Raw genomic sequence first — 20,020 nt, 5'->3', positions numbered from 1 at the left:
TTGTCCGATAAAATGCTGCATGCCTCGTGTATGTGGAATTTTAGAAGACGGGAGGATTTTTTTTGTTCAAATGATGTCATTAGCCCGGTTGCTGCATAGGATGTAGTAACGGTATGGGCGAATGTACTGCCCAAGTATGACGTCTAGGAGGTTAGTTCCCTGTGAAAATACACATGGTAAAAAAAGGCGACACCTTATATCTGCTGTCTCAAAAATACAATGTAGCGCTGGACAAATTAATTGCGGCCAATCCGCAGATTGCAGACCCCGACAAGCTGGATATTGGTATGAAAGTCAAAATCCCTGCGCAGCCAGTAACACCAAAGCCAGAGGGCATGCTGCACAGCCATAAGGTTGTACAAGGGGATTCGTTATGGAAACTGTCACAAGCCTGGGGTGTTCCTTTGAAAGACATGATTAATGCCAACCCGCAGTTGAAAAATCCGAATGCTCTGCTGGTTGGAGAAACAGTCTACATTCCTTCCATGCACGCCCAAGGGAATCAAGCCTCGAATACCGAAATCGGAAATATTGGTGCACAAGAAAAATTGTCGCCCGAGGGCAAGGAGTATACGGGGGTAAAAGAAGAAACAGCCCCGATCGTCCCGGCTCCTCCAACTCCTGCTGTTGAAACTCCTGTTCCTGTTCCGGCTCCTATGCCACCTGCACCGGTTAAGCCTAATGTGATGCCTGAAATGGAGGCTTTGCCGCAGCTTCCCGAGATGCCTGAGATGAAGCCGGAGAAAAAAACAGACAAGAAAGAGGAAATGAAAACTGAGGTTCAAGTCCAACCTGTAACGGAAGCCAAGAAATCTCAACTACCTGATCTTTCACCGGAAATGATGCCTCTGCCTATGATGCCTAACATTGAACCTGCTGTAAATGCTGCCCCAGCTGCTAAGGCGCCATGTGGATGTGGACAAAAGATGCTCCATGCTCCGATCGAACATCCTTACATGCAGGTTCCGGTACCAGCGCAAGAGATATATGCACCCCAACAAAACAATATGTATACGGCGGGAATGAACAATAATTCTCCCTTCCCTGGTATTCAAGATGTGGGTGCTTATAGTGTAGGGGATATGCCGAATGGCCCGTGGACCGCTGCAGAACAAACGTATAATCATAATGACGTTATGCCCAATATATCTCCAGAAACGATGAATAATTCATTTCCAATCTCACCGGCTGGTCAGGTTAATAGTCCTTTTCCTCATTTTGCAGCTGCAAATACACAGATGAACCATCAGCCGCCATTTGTTTCTCCATACTCCATGCTTCCTTATCCGCCATGCGGATGTGGGTCACATACACCTGCTCCTCAATATACTTATCCAGCGTATGGTTACCAGGAACCGGGCTGGGGCATGTATGGTCACCCGAATGGCATGCCGCCTGAAATGTCCACATCGGTGATGCCGAATCATCCCATGGAATATGCTTATCAAAATCCGTATCCTGCTCAAAACATGGTTCCGCCATCTCCGCTTGGCGCTTTTGGGGAAATGTACCCTCCACTTTCCCAAGGTGCGAGCAGCGGTAAAAAGGGAGGACGGGAGGATGCGAATTTAAGTCAGGCATCGTTTGAAGAGGCAGGAGCTGAGTCTGAAGCGAAACCTAAATCAAACCTGACTAAATCAGGGACGGCAAAGCGGAGAACGAATAAAGCTCCTGCAAAAAATAAATCCAAGGTTTCTGTATCAGGTAAAACTTCCAGAGAAAGCTCAGCTTCATCCAGTTCACGAAAACCAGCTAAAAAGCGCCGTAACCCCTGGATTCAACATTAAATATTCTTAATTGTTTTAAACACCACCAATGACGAAAAGGCCAGTTCAGTAATCAGGGATTGGCTTTTTCGTTTATTCCGCTTATATAGTTGGCGAGGAAGGAACTGTACGAAAGACATATTCATATGTCGGAAAAACAAAAACATTGCCGATAATGTTTGAAAGCCCATTCATAGATATGTTACAATGTATATGCATCATGATTTACAGGCTGATTTCAGTTTGAAAGTAAGGTGTAGGTTTTAAGTTTACGAATCGTTAAAACTTATTTCAAAAAACTCTTGCGTTTGTTTTTCTGGTATGATATATTATTTAAGTCGCCGCTGAAATACGGCGCTGACAAAAAAGAAGTTTGATCTTTGAAAACTGAACAACGAGTGAGTAATGATCTTGCTTGCAAGATCAACGCTGAGAAATCGGTACACGTCTTCGGACTGTATGATTTCGAAAGCAAAAATGAGATTTTTAATCTCGTCAGATTCAAAATGAGCTTATCGCTCTTTTCAATACCCCGATGAGTTTCACAGCGTTTAACCACACTGACGGAATTCATCTTTATTGGAGAGTTTGATCCTGGCTCAGGACGAACGCTGGCGGCATGCCTAATACATGCAAGTCGAGCGGACTTGAAGAGAAGCTTGCTTCTCGGATGGTTAGCGGCGGACGGGTGAGTAACACGTAGGCAACCTGCCCTCAAGCTTGGGACAACTACCGGAAACGGTAGCTAATACCGAATACTTGTTTTCTTCGCCTGAAGAGAACTGGAAAGACGGAGCAATCTGTCACTTGGGGATGGGCCTGCGGCGCATTAGCTAGTTGGTGAGGTAACGGCTCACCAAGGCGACGATGCGTAGCCGACCTGAGAGGGTGATCGGCCACACTGGGACTGAGACACGGCCCAGACTCCTACGGGAGGCAGCAGTAGGGAATCTTCCGCAATGGGCGAAAGCCTGACGGAGCAATGCCGCGTGAGTGATGAAGGTTTTCGGATCGTAAAGCTCTGTTGCCAGGGAAGAACGCTTGGGAGAGTAACTGCTCTCAAGGTGACGGTACCTGAGAAGAAAGCCCCGGCTAACTACGTGCCAGCAGCCGCGGTAATACGTAGGGGGCAAGCGTTGTCCGGAATTATTGGGCGTAAAGCGCGCGCAGGCGGTCATGTAAGTCTGGTGTTTAATCCCGGGGCTCAACCCCGGATCGCACTGGAAACTGCGTGACTTGAGTGCAGAAGAGGAGAGTGGAATTCCACGTGTAGCGGTGAAATGCGTAGAGATGTGGAGGAACACCAGTGGCGAAGGCGACTCTCTGGGCTGTAACTGACGCTGAGGCGCGAAAGCGTGGGGAGCAAACAGGATTAGATACCCTGGTAGTCCACGCCGTAAACGATGAATGCTAGGTGTTAGGGGTTTCGATACCCTTGGTGCCGAAGTTAACACATTAAGCATTCCGCCTGGGGAGTACGGTCGCAAGACTGAAACTCAAAGGAATTGACGGGGACCCGCACAAGCAGTGGAGTATGTGGTTTAATTCGAAGCAACGCGAAGAACCTTACCAGGTCTTGACATCCAACTAACGAGGCAGAGATGCGTTAGGTGCCCTTCGGGGAAAGTTGAGACAGGTGGTGCATGGTTGTCGTCAGCTCGTGTCGTGAGATGTTGGGTTAAGTCCCGCAACGAGCGCAACCCTTGATCTTAGTTGCCAGCACTTCGGGTGGGCACTCTAAGGTGACTGCCGGTGACAAACCGGAGGAAGGTGGGGATGACGTCAAATCATCATGCCCCTTATGACCTGGGCTACACACGTACTACAATGGCCGGTACAACGGGCAGTGAAGCCGCGAGGTGGAACCAATCCTAAAAAGCCGGTCTCAGTTCGGATTGCAGGCTGCAACTCGCCTGCATGAAGTCGGAATTGCTAGTAATCGCGGATCAGCATGCCGCGGTGAATACGTTCCCGGGTCTTGTACACACCGCCCGTCACACCACGAGAGTTTATAACACCCGAAGTCGGTGGGGTAACCGCAAGGAGCCAGCCGCCGAAGGTGGGATAGATGATTGGGGTGAAGTCGTAACAAGGTAGCCGTATCGGAAGGTGCGGCTGGATCACCTCCTTTCTATGGAGAATCGTCTTCTGCAACGAAGACATTCAAATATGCAGCTCAGCTGCAAACTACTCACTCGTTGCTCAGTTTTGAGAGCTCAAACTCTCAATCATCTCGTTTTTTCGACGGACACTTATGGTGAACGGTCCGAAGAAACCGATTTGTTCTTTGAAAACTAGATATCGAAACGAAACAAACGCGAATTAGAACATTCCTTTTTAGCTGAACTTGTGTTAAACAAGTTTCAATAAAAACGGTAGTTAAATGCAATTGCGATGGTATCGGATGGGAGCGACTTTTGGCTTTGCGTAAGCAAAACAAGGGGAGCAAGCAAACGAAACCGGAGCAATCTGGTTAAGCTGCTAAGAGCACACGGAGGATGCCTAGGCGCTAGGAGCCGATGAAGGACGTGGCGAACAACGATACTGCCTCGGGGAGCTGTAAGCAAGCTTTGATCCGGGGATGTCCGAATGGGGAAACCCAGCTGGGGTAATATCCAGTTACTCACAACTGAATACATAGGTTGTGCAGAGGCATACCAGGGGAACTGAAACATCTAAGTACCCTGAGGAAGAGAAAACAATAGTGATTCCGTCAGTAGCGGCGAGCGAACGCGGAGAAGCCCAAACCAGAGAGCTTGCTCTTTGGGGTTGTGGGACGTCTCACATGGAGTTACAAAGGAACCGGTTAAGCGAAGAGGTCTGGAAAGGCCCGCCAAAGAAGGTAAAAGCCCTGTAATTGAAAGTCTGTTCCCTCCGAGACGGATCCCGAGTAGTGCGGGGCACGTGAAACCCCGTATGAATCCGGCAGGACCATCTGCCAAGGCTAAATACTTCCTAGCGACCGATAGTGAAGCAGTACCGTGAGGGAAAGGTGAAAAGCACCCCGGAAGGGGAGTGAAATAGAACCTGAAACCGTGTGCTTACAAAAAGTCAGAGCCCGTTTTAGGGGTGATGGCGTGCCTTTTGTAGAATGAACCGGCGAGTTACGTTCCCGTGCAAGGTTAAGGTGAAGAGCCGGAGCCGCAGCGAAAGCGAGTCTGAATAGGGCGACATAGTACGTGGACGTAGACCCGAAACCGGGTGATCTACCCCTGTCCAGGGTGAAGGTGCGGTAACACGCACTGGAGGCCCGAACCCACGCACGTTGAAAAGTGCGGGGATGAGGTGGGGGTAGCGGAGAAATTCCAATCGAACTCGGAGATAGCTGGTTCTCCCCGAAATAGCTTTAGGGCTAGCCTCGGAAAACAGAGTCGTGGAGGTAGAGCACTGATTGGGTGCGGGGCCCGCAAGGGTTACCAAGCTCAGTCAAACTCCGAATGCCATAGACTTACTTCCGGGAGTCAGACAGTGAGTGCTAAGATCCATTGTCAAAAGGGAAACAGCCCAGACCATCAGCTAAGGTCCCCAAGTGTGTGTTAAGTGGGAAAGGATGTGGAGTTGCACAGACAACCAGGATGTTGGCTTAGAAGCAGCCATCATTGAAAGAGTGCGTAATAGCTCACTGGTCGAGTGACTCTGCGCCGAAAATGTAACGGGGCTAAACACACCACCGAAGCTATGGCTTGATGCTTGCATCAGGGGTAGGGGAGCGTTGTATAAGGGTTGAAGGTGTACCGTAAGGAGCGCTGGACATTATACAAGTGAGAATGCCGGTATGAGTAACGAAAAGATCAGTGAGAATCTGATCCGCCGAAAGCCTAAGGGTTCCTGAGGAAGGCTCGTCCGCTCAGGGTAAGTCGGGACCTAAGGCGAGGCCGAAAGGCGTAGTCGAAGGACAACAGGTCGAAATTCCTGTACCACCGTAAATCGTTACGAGCGATGGGGGGACGCAGTAGGGTAGTGACGCAGGCTGATGGATGCCTGTCCAAGCAGTGAGGCTGATGTGTAGGCAAATCCGCACATCGTAAGGCTGAGCTGTGATGGGGAGTGAAAATTACAGTAGCGAAGGTCATGATCTCACACTGCCAAGAAAAGCCTCTAGCCAGATGAAGGTGCCCGTACCGCAAACCGACACAGGTAGGCGAGAAGAGAATTCTAAGGCGCGCGGAAGAACTCTCGTTAAGGAACTCGGCAAAATGACCCCGTAACTTCGGGAGAAGGGGTGCCCCGGTAGTGTGAATAGCACGAGGGGGCCGCAGTGAAAAGGCCCAAGCGACTGTTTAGCAAAAACACAGGTCTGTGCGAAGCCGTAAGGCGAAGTATACGGGCTGACGCCTGCCCGGTGCTGGAAGGTTAAGGGGAGTGGTTAGGAGCAATCCGAAGCTGTGAACCGAAGCCCCAGTAAACGGCGGCCGTAACTATAACGGTCCTAAGGTAGCGAAATTCCTTGTCAGGTAAATTCTGACCCGCACGAATGGCGTAACGACTTGGGCGCTGTCTCAACGAGAGATCCGGTGAAATTTTAATACCTGTGAAGATGCAGGTTACCCGCGACAAGACGGAAAGACCCCATGGAGCTTTACTGCAGCTTGATATTGAATTTGGGTACGATCTGTACAGGATAGGTGGGAGCCTTTGAAGCATGAGCGCCAGCTTGTGTGGAGGCACCGTTGGGATACCACCCTGATCGTATCTAGGTTCTAACCTGGTGCCCTTAGCGGGTACGGGGACAGTGTCAGGTGGGCAGTTTGACTGGGGCGGTCGCCTCCTAAAGAGTAACGGAGGCGCCCAAAGGTTCCCTCAGAATGGTTGGAAATCATTCGAAGAGTGCAAAGGCATAAGGGAGCTTGACTGCGAGACCTACAAGTCGAGCAGGGACGAAAGTCGGGCTTAGTGATCCGGTGGTACCGCATGGAAGGGCCATCGCTCAACGGATAAAAGCTACCCTGGGGATAACAGGCTTATCTCCCCCAAGAGTCCACATCGACGGGGAGGTTTGGCACCTCGATGTCGGCTCATCGCATCCTGGGGCTGAAGTAGGTCCCAAGGGTTGGGCTGTTCGCCCATTAAAGCGGTACGCGAGCTGGGTTCAGAACGTCGTGAGACAGTTCGGTCCCTATCTGTCGTGGGCGTAGGAAATTTGAGAGGAGCTGTCCTTAGTACGAGAGGACCGGGATGGACGTACCGCTGGTGTACCAGTTGTTCCGCCAGGAGCACCGCTGGGTAGCTATGTACGGACGGGATAAGCGCTGAAAGCATCTAAGCGTGAAGCCCCCCTCAAGATGAGATTTCCCAGTATGTAAGACCCCTTGAAGACGACGAGGTAGATAGGCTGGGGGTGGAAGTGCAGCAATGCATGGAGCTGACCAGTACTAATCGGTCGAGGGCTTATCCAATAGCAGGTTTTGAGTCGTGTAGGTTTCGTTTCGAATCTAGTTTTCAGAGAACAATAACTCTGATGAATGGAAGAAGCTATGCTTCGACCAATCGCGTTTGGTGGCGATGGCGGAGGGGTTCCACACGTACCCATCCCGAACACGACCGTTAAGCCCTCTAGCGCCGATGGTACTTGGACCGCAGGGTCCTGGGAGAGTAGGACGCCGCCAAGCGAACTCTTTCATCATACATAGAAAACAGGTTATGCATGTGGACGTTGTACGATGAATTGCATTTGTTCAGCAGATGCATATTATTCCCTGATAGCTCAGTTGGTAGAGCACTCGACTGTTAATCGAGTTGTCACAGGTTCGAGTCCTGTTCGGGGAGCCATTAAGGCCCGTTGGTCAAGGGGTTAAGACACCTCCCTTTCACGGAGGTAACAGGGGTTCGAATCCCCTACGGGTCATATATGTGGAGGCTTAGCTCAGCTGGGAGAGCATCTGCCTTACAAGCAGAGGGTCGGGGGTTCGATCCCCTCAGCCTCCACCATATATCTTTTATCAATGACGCGGGGTGGAGCAGCCCGGTAGCTCGTCGGGCTCATAACCCGAAGGCCGCAGGTTCAAATCCTGCCCCCGCAATTTAACTTTCTAATCGAGAGTGATTTGGAACCGTGGTGTAGTTGGCCTAACATGCCTGCCTGTCACGCAGGAGATCGCGGGTTCGAATCCCGTCGGTTCCGCCATTTTATACTTTTTTTCATGCGGAAGTGGCTCAGCGGTAGAGCATCGCCTTGCCAAGGCGAGGGTCGCGGGTTCGATTCCCGTCTTCCGCTCCAATATTTGCGCCCTTAGCTCAGCTGGATAGAGCGTTTGACTACGAATCAAAAGGCCGGGAGTTCGAATCTCTCAGGGCGCGCCATTATTTTCATAGTTTGCCGGCGTGGCGGAATGGCAGACGCGCTCGACTCAAAATCGAGTGGGAAACCGTGGAGGTTCGAGTCCTCTCGCCGGTATATATAACGGGATGTAGCTCAGCTTGGTAGAGCACCTGGTTTGGGACCAGGGGGTCGCATGTTCAAATCGTGTCATCCCGATTCAAGAAAGCACTATCTAATCAGATAGTGCTTTTTACTTTTTAAAATAATAAATTATACATATAAGGTTCCAGAAAAGGATAAATGCTCACCGAGTAAGGCTTTTATCCTTTTCAAGCAGGCTTGGTTATGCATAAAATTTCATCCATTAGGTCACAATAGCTTTAAAAAAGTGATTGAAGGGGTTTATGTGAACAGGTTCAGCTTCAGAAAACAATTAAAGAAACGATGGCGGCGCTGGAAACGGACATTTTGGATGACTGCAGCGGTATGCGCAGTTATGATACTAGCATATCGTGGTTTATCTATATCTGCAGCAGTTGAGCGGTTATTAACGACTAATTTTGGTGAGGCTGTAAGCGTTATGGGTACAGTTAAAAAGGATACACGGTCGGATCAAGAGATTCAGCGTCTTGTCACACAGCTTAAAGCTGACAAAGAGCAGCTGATACGTGTTGTTTTACAAACGGAATATATTTGCGGTGTAGAGACGGAACAGTTGGGGAGAATGGATATTCCGCGGCTTAAAATACTGCTTGCTCAGCATCCGGAGTGGGAAGCGAAGATTACTTCTTCGGATACGATGCAGCTGAATCAGAGGGTTGAGGACCTTTCACCGATATGTAAACAAGAAGCATATATCAGCATTGATGCTGCTGGTAATCTTAAACTGTATGAGGGCAAACCTGCTGAAGAGAACGTCATTCGCACGTTTTTTCAACTCGATGTAGGTACGCTGGAAAGTTCACTGCCCGAAGGGGTGTTAGAGCAATTGCAGGAAGGCATTCGCATACAGGATAAAGATGAGTATGATAGTGTAATCTCGACATTTAGTGATTTTGCAGTGGATGAAACACACCGATTGCTTCGTAATGGCGGATAATTGGTGAAACAGGAAATTTTTAAGAATTGAATCGTAAAGGTAAAGGATATGCTAAAAAAAGGCTAGGCCGTATAAGTAAGAATTTTGACTCATGCCTTTCAACTAAGGACATCAAGAGGATGTCCTTTTTGTCGTTTTTAGAAAAGGCATCAAGGATATAAGTGACATGAAGAAAGAATACGCTCGAAATAAAGCAAGCTTTAGCATAGACAAAGTTTTTCCTGCCGCAAGGCGTATCTAATGTTATAATGAAATGAACGATACATATGTTCGCTTTTGTAAGGGAGAGATGGTTTTGCGTTTTTTGGGAATTGACCCGGGGATTGCGATTGTTGGGTTTGGCTTTGTGGACAAAATCGGGAACAAAGTAGTACCCGTACAATATGGATGTATTCAGACGGAGGCTCATACTCCTGATGAGGAACGGCTTCTTCACGTTTATGAGGGGATGGTGCAGCTGATCGATAAATATAAACCCGATGCAGTAGCACTGGAGAAGCTCTTTTTTAACCGTAATGTAACTACAGCAATGTCTGTCAGTCAGGCCAGAGGGGTCATGATCCTTGCTGCTGCTCAGAAAGGTTTGCCGATTGCAGAGTATACTCCGATGCAGATCAAACAGGCGATTGTGGGTTACGGCAAGGCGGAGAAGAAACAAGTGCAGGAGATGGTCAAAATGTTTCTTCGCCTGCAGGTTGTGCCTAAACCGGATGACGTTGCAGATGCGCTGGCTGTTGCCGTTTGCCATGCACACTCATATACATTAAATTCCAAATTGAATGAGGTATTGCGAAAATGATCGATTTTCTAAGAGGACAGTTTATACATGTCGAGAGTGATTATATTGTGCTGGACGTTCATGGCGTAGGTTACCGCGTATTCTGTCCTAACCCTTATGCGTTTGCCAAGCAGGAAGGCGAAATTATTGTATACACTCATCACCATGTGCGTGAAGATGCAATGTTTTTGTTTGGATTTGTGACGAGAGAAGAACAGCGTCTGTTCCGCAAATTGATTGAAGTGTCGGGAATTGGGCCAAAGGTGGCATTAGGTATTCTTGCTGGAGGTACACCAGATCACGTGGTTACGGCGATCTATCAGGAGAATCTGACATTCTTGACGAAACTGCCGGGCATCGGCAAAAAAACAGCACAGCGTATGATCCTTGATCTGAAAGACAAATTGGACGGCTTTGGAACGGCAGCGTATGAAACGGGGCTGTTTGCACCCCCATCGGAAGAGAAGGGAAGCGGGTCTGCGTGGGATGAAGCACGTGAGGGCTTGAAGGCGCTTGGATATACGGATAGTGAATTGGATAAAGTATGGCTCAAGTTGAAAAAAGACGTAACGACTGCAGATTCAGTTGATGTCCTGATGAAGCGGGCACTGCAGATGTTGTTTACGGGATAAGTTCAGGTTTCATAGTATACTAGAGGTGCAGCCTGCAAGAAAAGGTAGGGATAGACATGGATGAACGGATTATATCCGCTAACCTGATGATGGAGGATCAGAACGTTGAACTCAGCCTCCGTCCCCGGTATTTAAATGAATACATCGGGCAGAATCAGGTCAAGGAAAATCTTAAAATATATATCGAAGCTGCCAAGTTACGAAATGAAGCACTGGATCATGTGCTTTTATATGGTCCGCCGGGACTTGGAAAAACGACTCTCGCTAATATTATAGCAAACGAACTTGGTGTTAATCTGAGAACAACTTCAGGTCCTGCGATCGAGCGTCCAGGTGATCTTGCGGCTCTGCTGACCAATCTGCAGGAGGGGGATGTCTTGTTTATTGACGAGATTCATCGACTTCACCGTACTGTTGAAGAGGTCATGTACCCGGCTATGGAAGATTCTGCTCTGGATATTATGATTGGCAAGGGGCCGAGTGCACGTTCCGTTCGTTTGGATCTGCCCCCATTTACATTGATTGGGGCTACGACGCGTGCTGGACTTCTATCCGCCCCCCTTCGGGACAGGTTTGGTGTAATCAGCCGTCTGGAGTTCTATACCGTTGATGAGCTGGCATACATCGTTTCACGCTCGACAGAAATTTTGGGTGTCGAGATTGTAGGCGATGCTGCAGAAGAGATTGCCCTGCGTTCGCGCGGGACACCACGGATTGCCAACCGATTGCTAAAACGGGTGCGTGATTTTGCACAGGTGCGCGGTGATGGCATTATTACACAAGCTCTGGCAGAAGAAGCACTGCAGCGTCTTCAGATTGATCCGCGCGGATTGGACGAAATCGACCACAAGATGCTTAAATCCATGATTAACAGTTTTCGTGGAGGGCCGGTTGGACTGGATACCATTGCGGCTACGATTGGGGAGGAGTCACAGACAATTGAGGATGTTTATGAACCCTATCTGCTGCAGATCGGTATGATTCAGCGTACACCGAGAGGTCGGGTGGTAACAGATCTGGCATATCACCATCTTGGTCTGCCCGTTCCGCCAAGAGACGGCAAATAGCGCCTTACCTTCTTTGGTTATGGAAGTGAATCGAGGGAGTTATCATCAAATGAAGTGAATTCTCTATAGAATCTGACCGATATAAACGAAAGACATACGTGGAGAGGAGTCTGATTGTGGGAAAAGCAATACGAACGAAAAAGTGGAGTCGTCGATTGAAGGTACTGGCGGCTGCTCTATTAACAGCGGGATGTTTGCAGGTGCCTGCTTATGCGGCTGGTAATGATGGACAATTAATCAGAGTAGCCTTGTTTGCCAATTTAGGGAGCACATATAAATCAACGACTCCTATTATTACACTTGAATCGGCCGGAGAATGGAGCCTTCAGTCGGGGGGCGCTGCGAATGCTTCACTTCCTTCCGGACAGGCCAGATTTAGTGCGGATGGATTTCGAGTAAAAGTGTTAGAAACGGCTGATTTTAAAACAGCCGCAGCAGCCGCAAAATTGCTGCAGGCTTCAGCTGATAAACCTTTGCTGTACACCGCATCGTTTAATGGCAAGACGCTTTATCAGCTGTATACAGGTAATTACGGGACAGCTGCACTTGCCGCACAAGCTGTGACACGTGTTCAGAAAACAGCCGCAGCACAATTGGCAGGACAGCAGCCTGTTGTAACAGGAAGCGAACGTTTGTCGACAGGCACGTACAGTTCACTTCAGGAGGCAGAAGCTGTACAGGCAAATCTGCTTTCGGCAGGATTCACTGCATATCCTGTGCTTCTGCTGAATGGAAGCAGTCAAGGATATACAGTATGGGTTGGCGAGGCCTCATCCGCGGCGGAGTTGGACTCATTAAAGCAGCAGGTCGAAGCAAGCGCAGCCGGGATCAGTCTCTCCCCTGTAGGAAACAGTGCAGGTCTGATTATCCGACAGGATGCAGGATTGAGTCTGGATGCTCTCAAAACGGCTCCACACTATACTATTGCAGGCAGTGATGCCAAAGTACTCGTACAGGGGACAGGCAGCGGTATAAAAGTTGTGGAGCGATCTCAACGGATATACCGCGGAGATATGGAGGTCAGCATCGTAAATGGGGACTTGGCTCTAGTAAATGTTGTGCCGCTGGAAAAGTACCTGTACTCGGTTGTCGGTGCAGAAGTCTATTCTTCCTGGCCAGCAGAAGCACTTAAGGTACAGGCGGTAGCAGCACGTTCCTATGCGCTTCAGCAGGGGGAACGATTCAAGATTGCCAATGTGGTCGATACAACACTGAGTCAGGCTTACAACGGAATGAATTCGGAGAATGACAAAGTAACGAGTGCAGTAAATGCGACTGCAGGAGAAGTGATCAAAAGCGGCGGCAAAATTGTAGAAGCCGTATTTTCTTCCAATGCGGGAGGACAGACTGCTCATCCTTCTGAAGTATGGAACAGTGGAAACGGTCTGTTTACCAATGTAGACAGTCGTGGGGATCAGTCTGCGCAGGCCGGACTCCATACATGGTACCACGTTCTGCTGAATACAGGTGTGAGCGGATATATTCGTGAGGACAACGTAAAAGAAGTAACAACAAAAACAGAGGCGGGCCTTTCCAAAGTGACGGTTACAGCTCAAAATACAAATGTAAGACCCATACCGCTAATTCAATCCAATGTAGAGCCGGTTGCGAAAATCAATCCGGGCACTGAAGTTGTTGTACTGGCAAAAGTCGCTCAGTCCAATGATTACGCTTGGGTGAGAGGGCCATTTACTTCGGCACAGTTGGTCAAAACGCTGCAGGGCAAAACGACAAATGCCGTTCCTTCCTCCATCTCAACACTGGAAGTAACCAAAAGGGGGCCTTCAGGACGGGCCCTTGAAGTGACAGCCAATGGGCAGCCGTTGACGGTCAAATACGGAGATACGTACCGTTCTGCCTTAGGGGGATTGCCGAGCACTTTATTTGATATTGCGGGGACCGGAAGTTATACTGTATTAGGCGCTGACGGCAAAAAAGTCAGCAAAACCGGATCGCAGGGTGCTCCTGTTTTATCTGCTTCAGGCACAGGAAGCTCTTCCAGTAATGCACTGGTTGTGATGAGTGCGGATGGACAGGCCAGAGCCGTTACACAAGGTCAGACTTTTATGTTTATTGGTCAGGGTAACGGTCATGGACTTGGTTTATCTCAATGGGGAGCCAAGGGTATGGCGGATGAAGGGTATGATTACCAGACAATATTGAAACACTATTATCAGAATGCCACTATTGTTAAGGAATGAAATGAACATGAATGTGAACTTATATGATTTTGAACTGCCTGAAGAATTGATTGCACAGACGCCGCTGCTGGACCGCACAGCGTCTCGTCTGCTTACGTTGAACAAAGAGACAGGTGAGATTGGTCATCACCACTTTCCTCATATTATTAATGTTCTGGAGCCTGGGGATACGCTGATCTTAAATGATACACGTGTACTGCCTGCCCGCCTTTTTGGTACAAAAGAGGACACGGGAGCGAAAGCCGAGGTGCTGCTGCTTAAAAACCTAGAAGGTGACAAATGGGAGGCGCTGGTCAAGCCGGGTAAAAAACTGCGGGCTGGTTCTGTGATTGTGTTCAGCGATGAGTTAAAGGCCGTCATTAATGAAGTTGGCGAAATGGGGGCACGTACATTAACATTTGAGTACAGCGGAATCTTCCAGGAGATTCTGGATCGATTGGGAGAAATGCCGCTGCCGCCTTATATCAAAGAAACGCTGGACGATCGGGAGCGTTATCAGACGGTATATGCCAAACATGAAGGCTCAGCCGCTGCACCGACCGCAGGTCTGCACTTTACCGATGAGCTGCTTGATCAGATTCGAGCTAAAGGTGTGCATGTCGGCTTCATTACTCTCCATGTTGGCTTAGGCACTTTCAGACCGATGTCCGTGGATGTGGTGGAGGATCATGTAATGCATGAAGAATACTATTCTTTGTCTCAGGAAACAGCTGATTTGATTAACCAGACCAAAGAGCGAGGTAATAAAGTTTTTGCGGTAGGTACCACCAGCTGCAGAACGCTGGAGACAGTGGGAAGTAAGTTTGAAGATGGCATACTGCAGGAAAGCAGCGGCTGGACGAGTATTTTTATCTATCCCGGATACTCCTTCAAAGTCATTGACGGAATGCTTACCAACTTTCACCTGCCAAAATCCACACTAGTGATGCTTGTTAGTGCACTTGCAGGGCGAGAACATATTATGCGCGCCTATGAGGAAGCGATCAAAGAGAAATACCGTTTCTTCAGTTTTGGGGATGCGATGCTGATTTATTAATAAACGATTAACTTTTAGAGGATGATTATAACCAATGGCAGCAATTACGTACGAACATATCAAAACGTGTAAACAATCCGGTGCGCGTCTGGGACGGGTACATACACCTCATGGAGTTATTGAGACACCAACCTTCATGCCGGTAGGTACGCAGGCAACGGTAAAAACGATGAGTCCTGAAGAGTTGAAAGAAATGGATGCTCAGATTATTCTGAGCAATACCTATCACTTGTTCCTAAGGCCCGGACATGAAATTATTCGTCAGGCTGGTGGGCTGCACAAATTTATGAACTGGGATCGACCGATTCTGACAGATAGTGGTGGATTTCAAGTGTTTTCCCTCAGTGAGATGCGTAAGATTACGGAAGAAGGCGTACACTTCCGTTCCCATCTGAACGGAGACAAAAAGTTTCTTTCCCCGGAAGTAGCCATGGAAATTCAGAACGCACTGGGATCGGATATCATGATGGCTTTTGATGAATGTCCTCCATATCCAGCTGAATATGAATACGTTAAGAAGTCGCTTGAAAGAACGAGCCGCTGGGCAGAGCGCTGTCTTGAAAGTCATGCTCGTCCGCATGATCAAGGTTTGTTCGCCATCGTACAGGGAGGCATGCATGAGGACCTTCGTCGTCAAAGCGCGGCTGATTTGACTTCCATGGATTTCCCGGGGTATGCTATTGGTGGACTGAGTGTTGGAGAACCGAAACATTTGATGTATGGTGTATTGGACTATACAGTGCCTTTGCTGCCTTCCAATAAACCGCGCTATTTGATGGGGGTAGGTTCACCCGATGCATTGATTGAGGGATCGATTCGTGGAGTGGACATGTTTGACTGCGTGCTGCCGACCCGAATTGCCCGTAACGGAACAACGATGACAAGCCAAGGACGTCTGGTCGTTCGCAATGCCAAGTTTGCAACCGATTTTGGGCCGCTTGACCCGGAATGTGACTGCTACACTTGCCGCAACTATTCCAGAGCTTATCTGCGCCATCTGATCAAAGCAGATGAAACATTTGGCTTGCGTCTGACAACGATCCATAATCTTCATTTCCTACAGAACTTAATGCGCAATGTGCGCAAAGCCATAATGGAAGATCGTTTGCTTGATTTCCGGGATGAATTTTTCGATCAATATGGTCTGCATGATAATGACAAAGGTTTCTGATTAAAGGTTTTTGCGGAACCGATGCAACAAGCAATATCTGTATGTATAGTCGATAAGGGGGAGTTTTGATGTTTCAAGCTATGACTGCTCAAGCTGCAAATCCTGGTGGTGGAATTTTTTCGTTGATCGTACCTTTGGTACTGATGGTCGCCATTTTCTACTTCCTGATGATTCGTCCACAGAACAAAAAACAAAAGGCTCGTAATGCGATGCTGGGTCAGCTGAAAAAAGGCGACAAAATTGTTACGATCGGTGGTCTTCACGGTACGATTGCTGAAATTACGGAGGACATCGTGGTACTGCGTGTAAACGATGTTACCAAGCTTACGTTTGATCGTAATGCAATCAGCAGTGCTGTAAGTCGTGAAACGGCTGAATAATCGAATATATATTGAGAATATGCACCCGCATATTCCCGAACAGAGAATCGGATCTAAGCAGATCCGGTTCTCTTTTTTTATGGGAGTTGATCACGAGGAACGCTGTGTATTGACACCAAAGATACCGCCTAGAGCTGAGAGCAGAAAGGCACAAAGCAGCTGTAAGCTGTCCTTCCAGTTAAAAGAAGCGTCAAGGGCCAGAAATCCAATAAGAAGCACGAGGAGCCCATAAACGATGCCTGTAACTCCGCCGTAATACCATCCCTTCTCACCAGACCGTTTCCCTGCAATGAAACCGCCAATGAGCAGTGACAAACCATGAACGACATAGGTATAGGTAGATAGCTCCTGTTCCCGTAAGCCGCTCATCCACAAGAAGAATGAAAGAACTAACGCTCCAATAAACATCCAGACAAAAGCATGGCAGAGACCAGACAGAATCGGATTGGACATCCGAAATGAGAACAAGCGGCGAATCAATTGCATGAAGCAACCCCCTTGTACAAGTTTGAAATTATTACAGTGTATGGTCAAGCCTTCTCACTTATGAACTGATTTCCATTAAATGAACGGATTATTTCTGCATGAGCATTTCAGGTTCAGGTCAAAATAGGGATTGCACTTCAAATATCCCCAAATGCTGAAATTCGAAGGAGGTCCCTGTTATGAATTTCACGGATATCGGCCCCCATGTTTACCGAACCGTACTCATGTATTTTCTGGTCTATTGTGCGATTCGTGTTATGGGCAAACGTGAGATCGGCAAGCTGTCCATGTTTGATCTGGTCGTGTCGATTATGCTCGCTGAAATGGCTGCTTTTGTCATTGAGGATATTAAAAAACCGCTCTCTCATGGTATAGCTCCGATGCTGACGGTCATTGTTATGCAGATTGGGATGGCCTATGTTGGCTTGAAAAGTAGAAAGCTTCGCTTGATGATTGATGGGAAACCTACGGTGTTAATCTCTAAAGGTAAACTTCATCGGGATGAAATGCGGAAACAGCGTTATAATCTGGATGATCTGCTCCTCCAGCTGCGTGAACAGAACATAGACAGCATAGGTGATGTAGATTTTGCGCTTCTGGAGACGACGGGCAAATTAACCGTTTTTCCAAAAGATCAAAGTTCCGAAGGCAGTTCCTCCGAGTCAGGTTCAGGTTTCAGCAGCTCATCTTCCCGCAAAAAAAATCATATTCACTTGAAAGGTTTCCCCGACATCAAATATGAGGGCCTGCCTGTACCGCTAATTATGGATGGGAAAGTGCAGGATGAGAATCTGGAAATGATTGAGAAAACACGTTTCTGGTTAAAAAATCAAATTCAGCAAAAAGGCATCATGGATTTCAAAGATGTGTTTATTTGCTCAATTGACCACAATGGCAAGTTATATATCAGCCCTCGCGAGGACAAAAAGTAAATTACTTGCGGCGTTTAAACCATGAACCAATGAGCGGAGCACGGGATAAATCATGAAAGTCAATCATTTTGGTGATGCCCATAATGAGAAAATAAACGAGTAAACCTGTCGCTGGGGCTAGGATCATTCGCAGCCAAAATGGAAGCAGGGCAGCTGTGTGCTCGTAGACGAGAAGGGTCGCTGCACCCATAATGAACATGCCGGCTCCTGTTTTGACCCAATCCATCAACTTAAATCGGAAGTTTAACAGCTGACGTACACTTCGCGCATGTAATAAGGTCACAATCATGGAATTGATACAGATGGCAATGACAGCACCAAAAATACCATATTCGGGCTGCGAAGCCAGCATCAGAATTAAAGAAATTTTGATGACAGCGCCAATAAATGTATTCAGCAAAGCTTTACCTGGACGATCAAGTGCCTGCAGCGCTGCCTGCAGCGGGGCTTGAATATAGATAAACAAAGCAAAAGGAGCCATCAGCTTCAGCATGCTTCCAATCGATGCATCATCATAGAGCAGCAGACACATCGGTTCGGCAAGCACATACATAAATACAGAAAAAGGTGCACCAGTGACCAGAGCAAGCCGCAGGGCCTGATGCATTCTTTTATGAATGAGCGCACGGTCACCCCGGGCAGCTGCTTCAGATAAAGACGGGACGAGTGATGTCGCAAGAGATGAGGTCAGCGCACCAGGAAGCAGCAGTAACGGGATGACCATCCCCTGTAATGCACCATATTGAGCTGTAGCGAGCCCTTTGGCGATACCGGCAATGGCAAGACTCTGGGCTGTTACGATTGTCTCAGCGAGGTAGGATAGAGAGCCAACAAGACGACCTGCTGTAACAGGCACAGATATAGCCAGCAAACGGCGGATTAATCCTCTTTGGGCATGACTCTTCCCCTCAGACAGCCCTGCTTCTGTTAACAAACTGGATTCTGGTTCCACTGACTTGGATGAAGGAGAGGGCTCCTGTTCTATTTTTATAGAAAGGGGCAGCTCTTTTTTTGATTTTGTATAATTCCACAGTAGAATCAGCATTCCACCCAGCTCCCCGACCATTGCCCCCAGCATTGCGCCGGCCGCCGCATGTTCAATTCCTTTAGGAAGCAGCAGCCAGGCAAACCAGATCACACAAATGATGCGGATAATCGTTTCTGTAATAGACGAAATCGCTGTTGGCATCATGTTCTGCCTGCCTTGGAAATAACCTCTGTATACAGCGGAAACAGCGATGATAGCAATCATAGGACTCATGCTGACAAACGTATGATATACCCGTTCATCGGTGAGAACATACTGAGTGATCCAAGGGGCAAACAGAATGCAAAGAAACATAAAAACGACACCGAGAGTGAGTGTGAAACTGAGGCTTATCTGTAAAATACGCTGGGGCGAATAACGATTGGCACCCGTTTCGGCTTCCGCAACAAGTTTGGCTACGGCTAACGGAATCCCTCCGGTAATCAGCGTCACCAGCACGATGAAAAAGGGATAGCTCAGCTGATAGATGCCAACACCTTCTGCGCCGATCACTCGAGGCAGTGCGATACGCGGAATGAAGCCAAGAATACGGTTGATAATGCCTGCCGCGAGCAGAATCATGGCCCCCTGAATAAATGTCTGTTTCTTCAAAACTACCCCTCTTTCCCGGTTGAAGGTACAGGTTATCCTCATTGAAAGTACTGGTTATCCTCATTAATGGGACAAAGCCGTTGTACTTCATCCTATGCTGGCCTTTCATCATCTCATGACAACTTGGACACGATTAACAAAAAGAACCATATCCAGCAAGAAGGAATATGATCGGGGAAGGTCGAATGATGTAGTACTGATGCCGCATAAAGGCTTGTAAGCACGAAGGGAGGCTCCCCGCTTGGAAGAAATGAATGATGTGGAGTTGGAACAGTCCATAGAGATACTCTGCCGAAGCAAGGCAGAAGAATTAAGGCTTGTCGGTTACGAATATGTCACCAGCAAAGATGTTTGGAATTGCGTCAGTCATAAATACGAAAAACAGGGTATTCCACCGCTTCATCAACTGGTGAACGACATATTGTCACTGAAAGCAACAAGCTTTATGAACTTTATGACCGTGTCTGCATACCGGGGGTCCTCTTTCTAGACGAAAGGGATCTTTTTTGTTGAAAATTGACTGCTTTTTACGGCATCGCTATAATAGGAATATTGAGAACGAAAGGGGATCTAG

The 20,020-nt window shown here is 48.1% G+C and carries 13 protein-coding genes, 9 tRNA genes and 3 rRNA genes; 23 read left to right on the top strand and 2 right to left on the bottom strand.

The features are described from left to right. The first annotated feature begins 161 nt into the window (after positions 1 to 161). The 21 genes from MKY97_RS22665 (at position 162) to yajC (ending at position 16,389) form a co-directional block, all read left to right on the top strand. The gene (locus MKY97_RS22665) at positions 162 to 1,787 is read left to right on the top strand and encodes a LysM peptidoglycan-binding domain-containing protein (protein WP_342552506.1); all 1,626 of its coding nucleotides are present in this window, start codon (positions 162 to 164) and stop codon (positions 1,785 to 1,787) included. A gap of 555 nt (positions 1,788 to 2,342) precedes the next feature. After that, positions 2,343 to 3,897, top strand: a 16S ribosomal RNA gene (locus MKY97_RS22660). 340 nt (positions 3,898 to 4,237) lie between these two features. Continuing rightward, positions 4,238 to 7,162 (top strand): 23S ribosomal RNA (locus tag MKY97_RS22655). 96 nt (positions 7,163 to 7,258) lie between these two features. Continuing rightward, positions 7,259 to 7,375 (top strand): 5S ribosomal RNA (gene rrf, locus MKY97_RS22650). Together the 16S, 23S and 5S rRNA genes with 9 tRNA genes alongside form the textbook arrangement of a ribosomal RNA operon. Positions 7,376 to 7,459: 84 nt before the next feature. Continuing rightward, positions 7,460 to 7,535: transfer RNA gene (locus MKY97_RS22645), tRNA-Asn, on the top strand. Positions 7,536 to 7,539: 4 nt separating this feature from the next. Further along, positions 7,540 to 7,611: transfer RNA gene (locus MKY97_RS22640), tRNA-Glu, on the top strand. A 7-nt stretch (positions 7,612 to 7,618) separates the two neighbouring features. Continuing rightward, a tRNA-Val gene (locus MKY97_RS22635) sits at positions 7,619 to 7,694 on the top strand. Between the two features lie 18 nt (positions 7,695 to 7,712). Continuing rightward, positions 7,713 to 7,786, top strand: a tRNA-Met gene (locus tag MKY97_RS22630). 26 nt (positions 7,787 to 7,812) lie between these two features. Then, positions 7,813 to 7,890, top strand: a tRNA-Asp gene (locus MKY97_RS22625). An 18-nt stretch (positions 7,891 to 7,908) separates the two neighbouring features. Next, positions 7,909 to 7,983 (top strand) — tRNA-Gly (locus tag MKY97_RS22620). A 6-nt stretch (positions 7,984 to 7,989) separates the two neighbouring features. Next, positions 7,990 to 8,066: transfer RNA gene (locus MKY97_RS22615), tRNA-Arg, on the top strand. A 15-nt stretch (positions 8,067 to 8,081) separates the two neighbouring features. After that, positions 8,082 to 8,160: transfer RNA gene (locus MKY97_RS22610), tRNA-Leu, on the top strand. A gap of 7 nt (positions 8,161 to 8,167) precedes the next feature. Then, positions 8,168 to 8,241: transfer RNA gene (locus tag MKY97_RS22605), tRNA-Pro, on the top strand. A 190-nt stretch (positions 8,242 to 8,431) separates the two neighbouring features. Further along, a complete protein-coding gene (locus MKY97_RS22600) occupies positions 8,432 to 9,124 on the top strand; it encodes a BofC C-terminal domain-containing protein (protein ID WP_342552505.1) in 693 nt (230 codons plus the stop codon). A 295-nt stretch (positions 9,125 to 9,419) separates the two neighbouring features. Continuing rightward, positions 9,420 to 9,923 (top strand): crossover junction endodeoxyribonuclease RuvC, encoded by a 504-nt coding sequence (ruvC, locus tag MKY97_RS22595; protein ID WP_342552504.1) that lies wholly within the window; start codon positions 9,420 to 9,422, stop codon positions 9,921 to 9,923. Continuing rightward, the gene (ruvA, locus tag MKY97_RS22590) at positions 9,920 to 10,534 is read left to right on the top strand and encodes a Holliday junction branch migration protein RuvA (RefSeq protein ID WP_342552503.1); all 615 of its coding nucleotides are present in this window, start codon (positions 9,920 to 9,922) and stop codon (positions 10,532 to 10,534) included. The genes ruvC and ruvA overlap by 4 nt, the downstream gene beginning before the upstream one ends. A gap of 56 nt (positions 10,535 to 10,590) precedes the next feature. Beyond that, a complete protein-coding gene (ruvB, locus tag MKY97_RS22585; protein WP_342552502.1) occupies positions 10,591 to 11,601 on the top strand; it encodes a Holliday junction branch migration DNA helicase RuvB in 1,011 nt (336 codons plus the stop codon). Between the two features lie 116 nt (positions 11,602 to 11,717). Then, positions 11,718 to 13,802 carry a SpoIID/LytB domain-containing protein gene (locus MKY97_RS22580; RefSeq protein ID WP_342552501.1) on the top strand — a complete coding sequence of 695 codons (2,085 nt, stop codon included), beginning with the start codon at positions 11,718 to 11,720 and terminating at the stop codon, positions 13,800 to 13,802. Positions 13,803 to 13,809: 7 nt separating this feature from the next. Then, on the top strand, positions 13,810 to 14,838 hold the full coding sequence (gene queA / locus MKY97_RS22575; RefSeq protein ID WP_342552500.1) for a tRNA preQ1(34) S-adenosylmethionine ribosyltransferase-isomerase QueA: 1,029 nt from the start codon (positions 13,810 to 13,812) through the stop codon (positions 14,836 to 14,838). Positions 14,839 to 14,872: 34 nt separating this feature from the next. After that, positions 14,873 to 16,009, top strand: a complete 1,137-nt coding sequence (tgt, locus tag MKY97_RS22570; RefSeq protein ID WP_342552499.1) for a tRNA guanosine(34) transglycosylase Tgt — start codon at positions 14,873 to 14,875, stop codon at positions 16,007 to 16,009. A 68-nt stretch (positions 16,010 to 16,077) separates the two neighbouring features. Then, positions 16,078 to 16,389, top strand: coding sequence for a preprotein translocase subunit YajC (yajC, locus tag MKY97_RS22565; protein ID WP_342552498.1), 312 nt, complete (start codon positions 16,078 to 16,080; stop codon positions 16,387 to 16,389). A gap of 90 nt (positions 16,390 to 16,479) precedes the next feature. On the opposite strand, the gene MKY97_RS22560 is transcribed toward yajC, so the two are convergent. Beyond that, positions 16,480 to 16,875 (bottom strand): TIGR04086 family membrane protein, encoded by a 396-nt coding sequence (locus tag MKY97_RS22560; RefSeq protein WP_342552497.1) that lies wholly within the window; start codon positions 16,873 to 16,875, stop codon positions 16,480 to 16,482. 179 nt (positions 16,876 to 17,054) lie between these two features. Between MKY97_RS22560 and MKY97_RS22555 the strand changes: the two genes are divergently transcribed. Continuing rightward, positions 17,055 to 17,807, top strand: coding sequence for a DUF421 domain-containing protein (locus MKY97_RS22555; RefSeq protein ID WP_342552496.1), 753 nt, complete (start codon positions 17,055 to 17,057; stop codon positions 17,805 to 17,807). 1 nt (position 17,808) lies between these two features. Here MKY97_RS22555 and MKY97_RS22550 read toward each other — a convergent pair whose 3' ends face one another. Further along, positions 17,809 to 19,446: a polysaccharide biosynthesis protein gene (locus MKY97_RS22550; RefSeq protein ID WP_342552495.1), complete on the bottom strand. Its 1,638-nt coding sequence runs from the start codon at positions 19,444 to 19,446 to the stop codon at positions 17,809 to 17,811. Positions 19,447 to 19,696: 250 nt separating this feature from the next. Between MKY97_RS22550 and MKY97_RS22545 the strand changes: the two genes are divergently transcribed. Next, the gene (locus MKY97_RS22545; protein WP_145332921.1) at positions 19,697 to 19,936 is read left to right on the top strand and encodes a post-transcriptional regulator; all 240 of its coding nucleotides are present in this window, start codon (positions 19,697 to 19,699) and stop codon (positions 19,934 to 19,936) included. The last annotated feature ends 84 nt before the right edge of the window (positions 19,937 to 20,020 follow it).

The sequence above is a fragment of the Paenibacillus sp. FSL R7-0652 genome (assembly GCF_038595045.1).
In the GTDB taxonomy this organism is placed as follows: Bacteria; Bacillota; Bacilli; order Paenibacillales; family Paenibacillaceae; genus Paenibacillus.
Note: the sequence above shows the minus strand (reverse complement) of the source record. Positions and strands in the feature narration are given on the sequence as shown.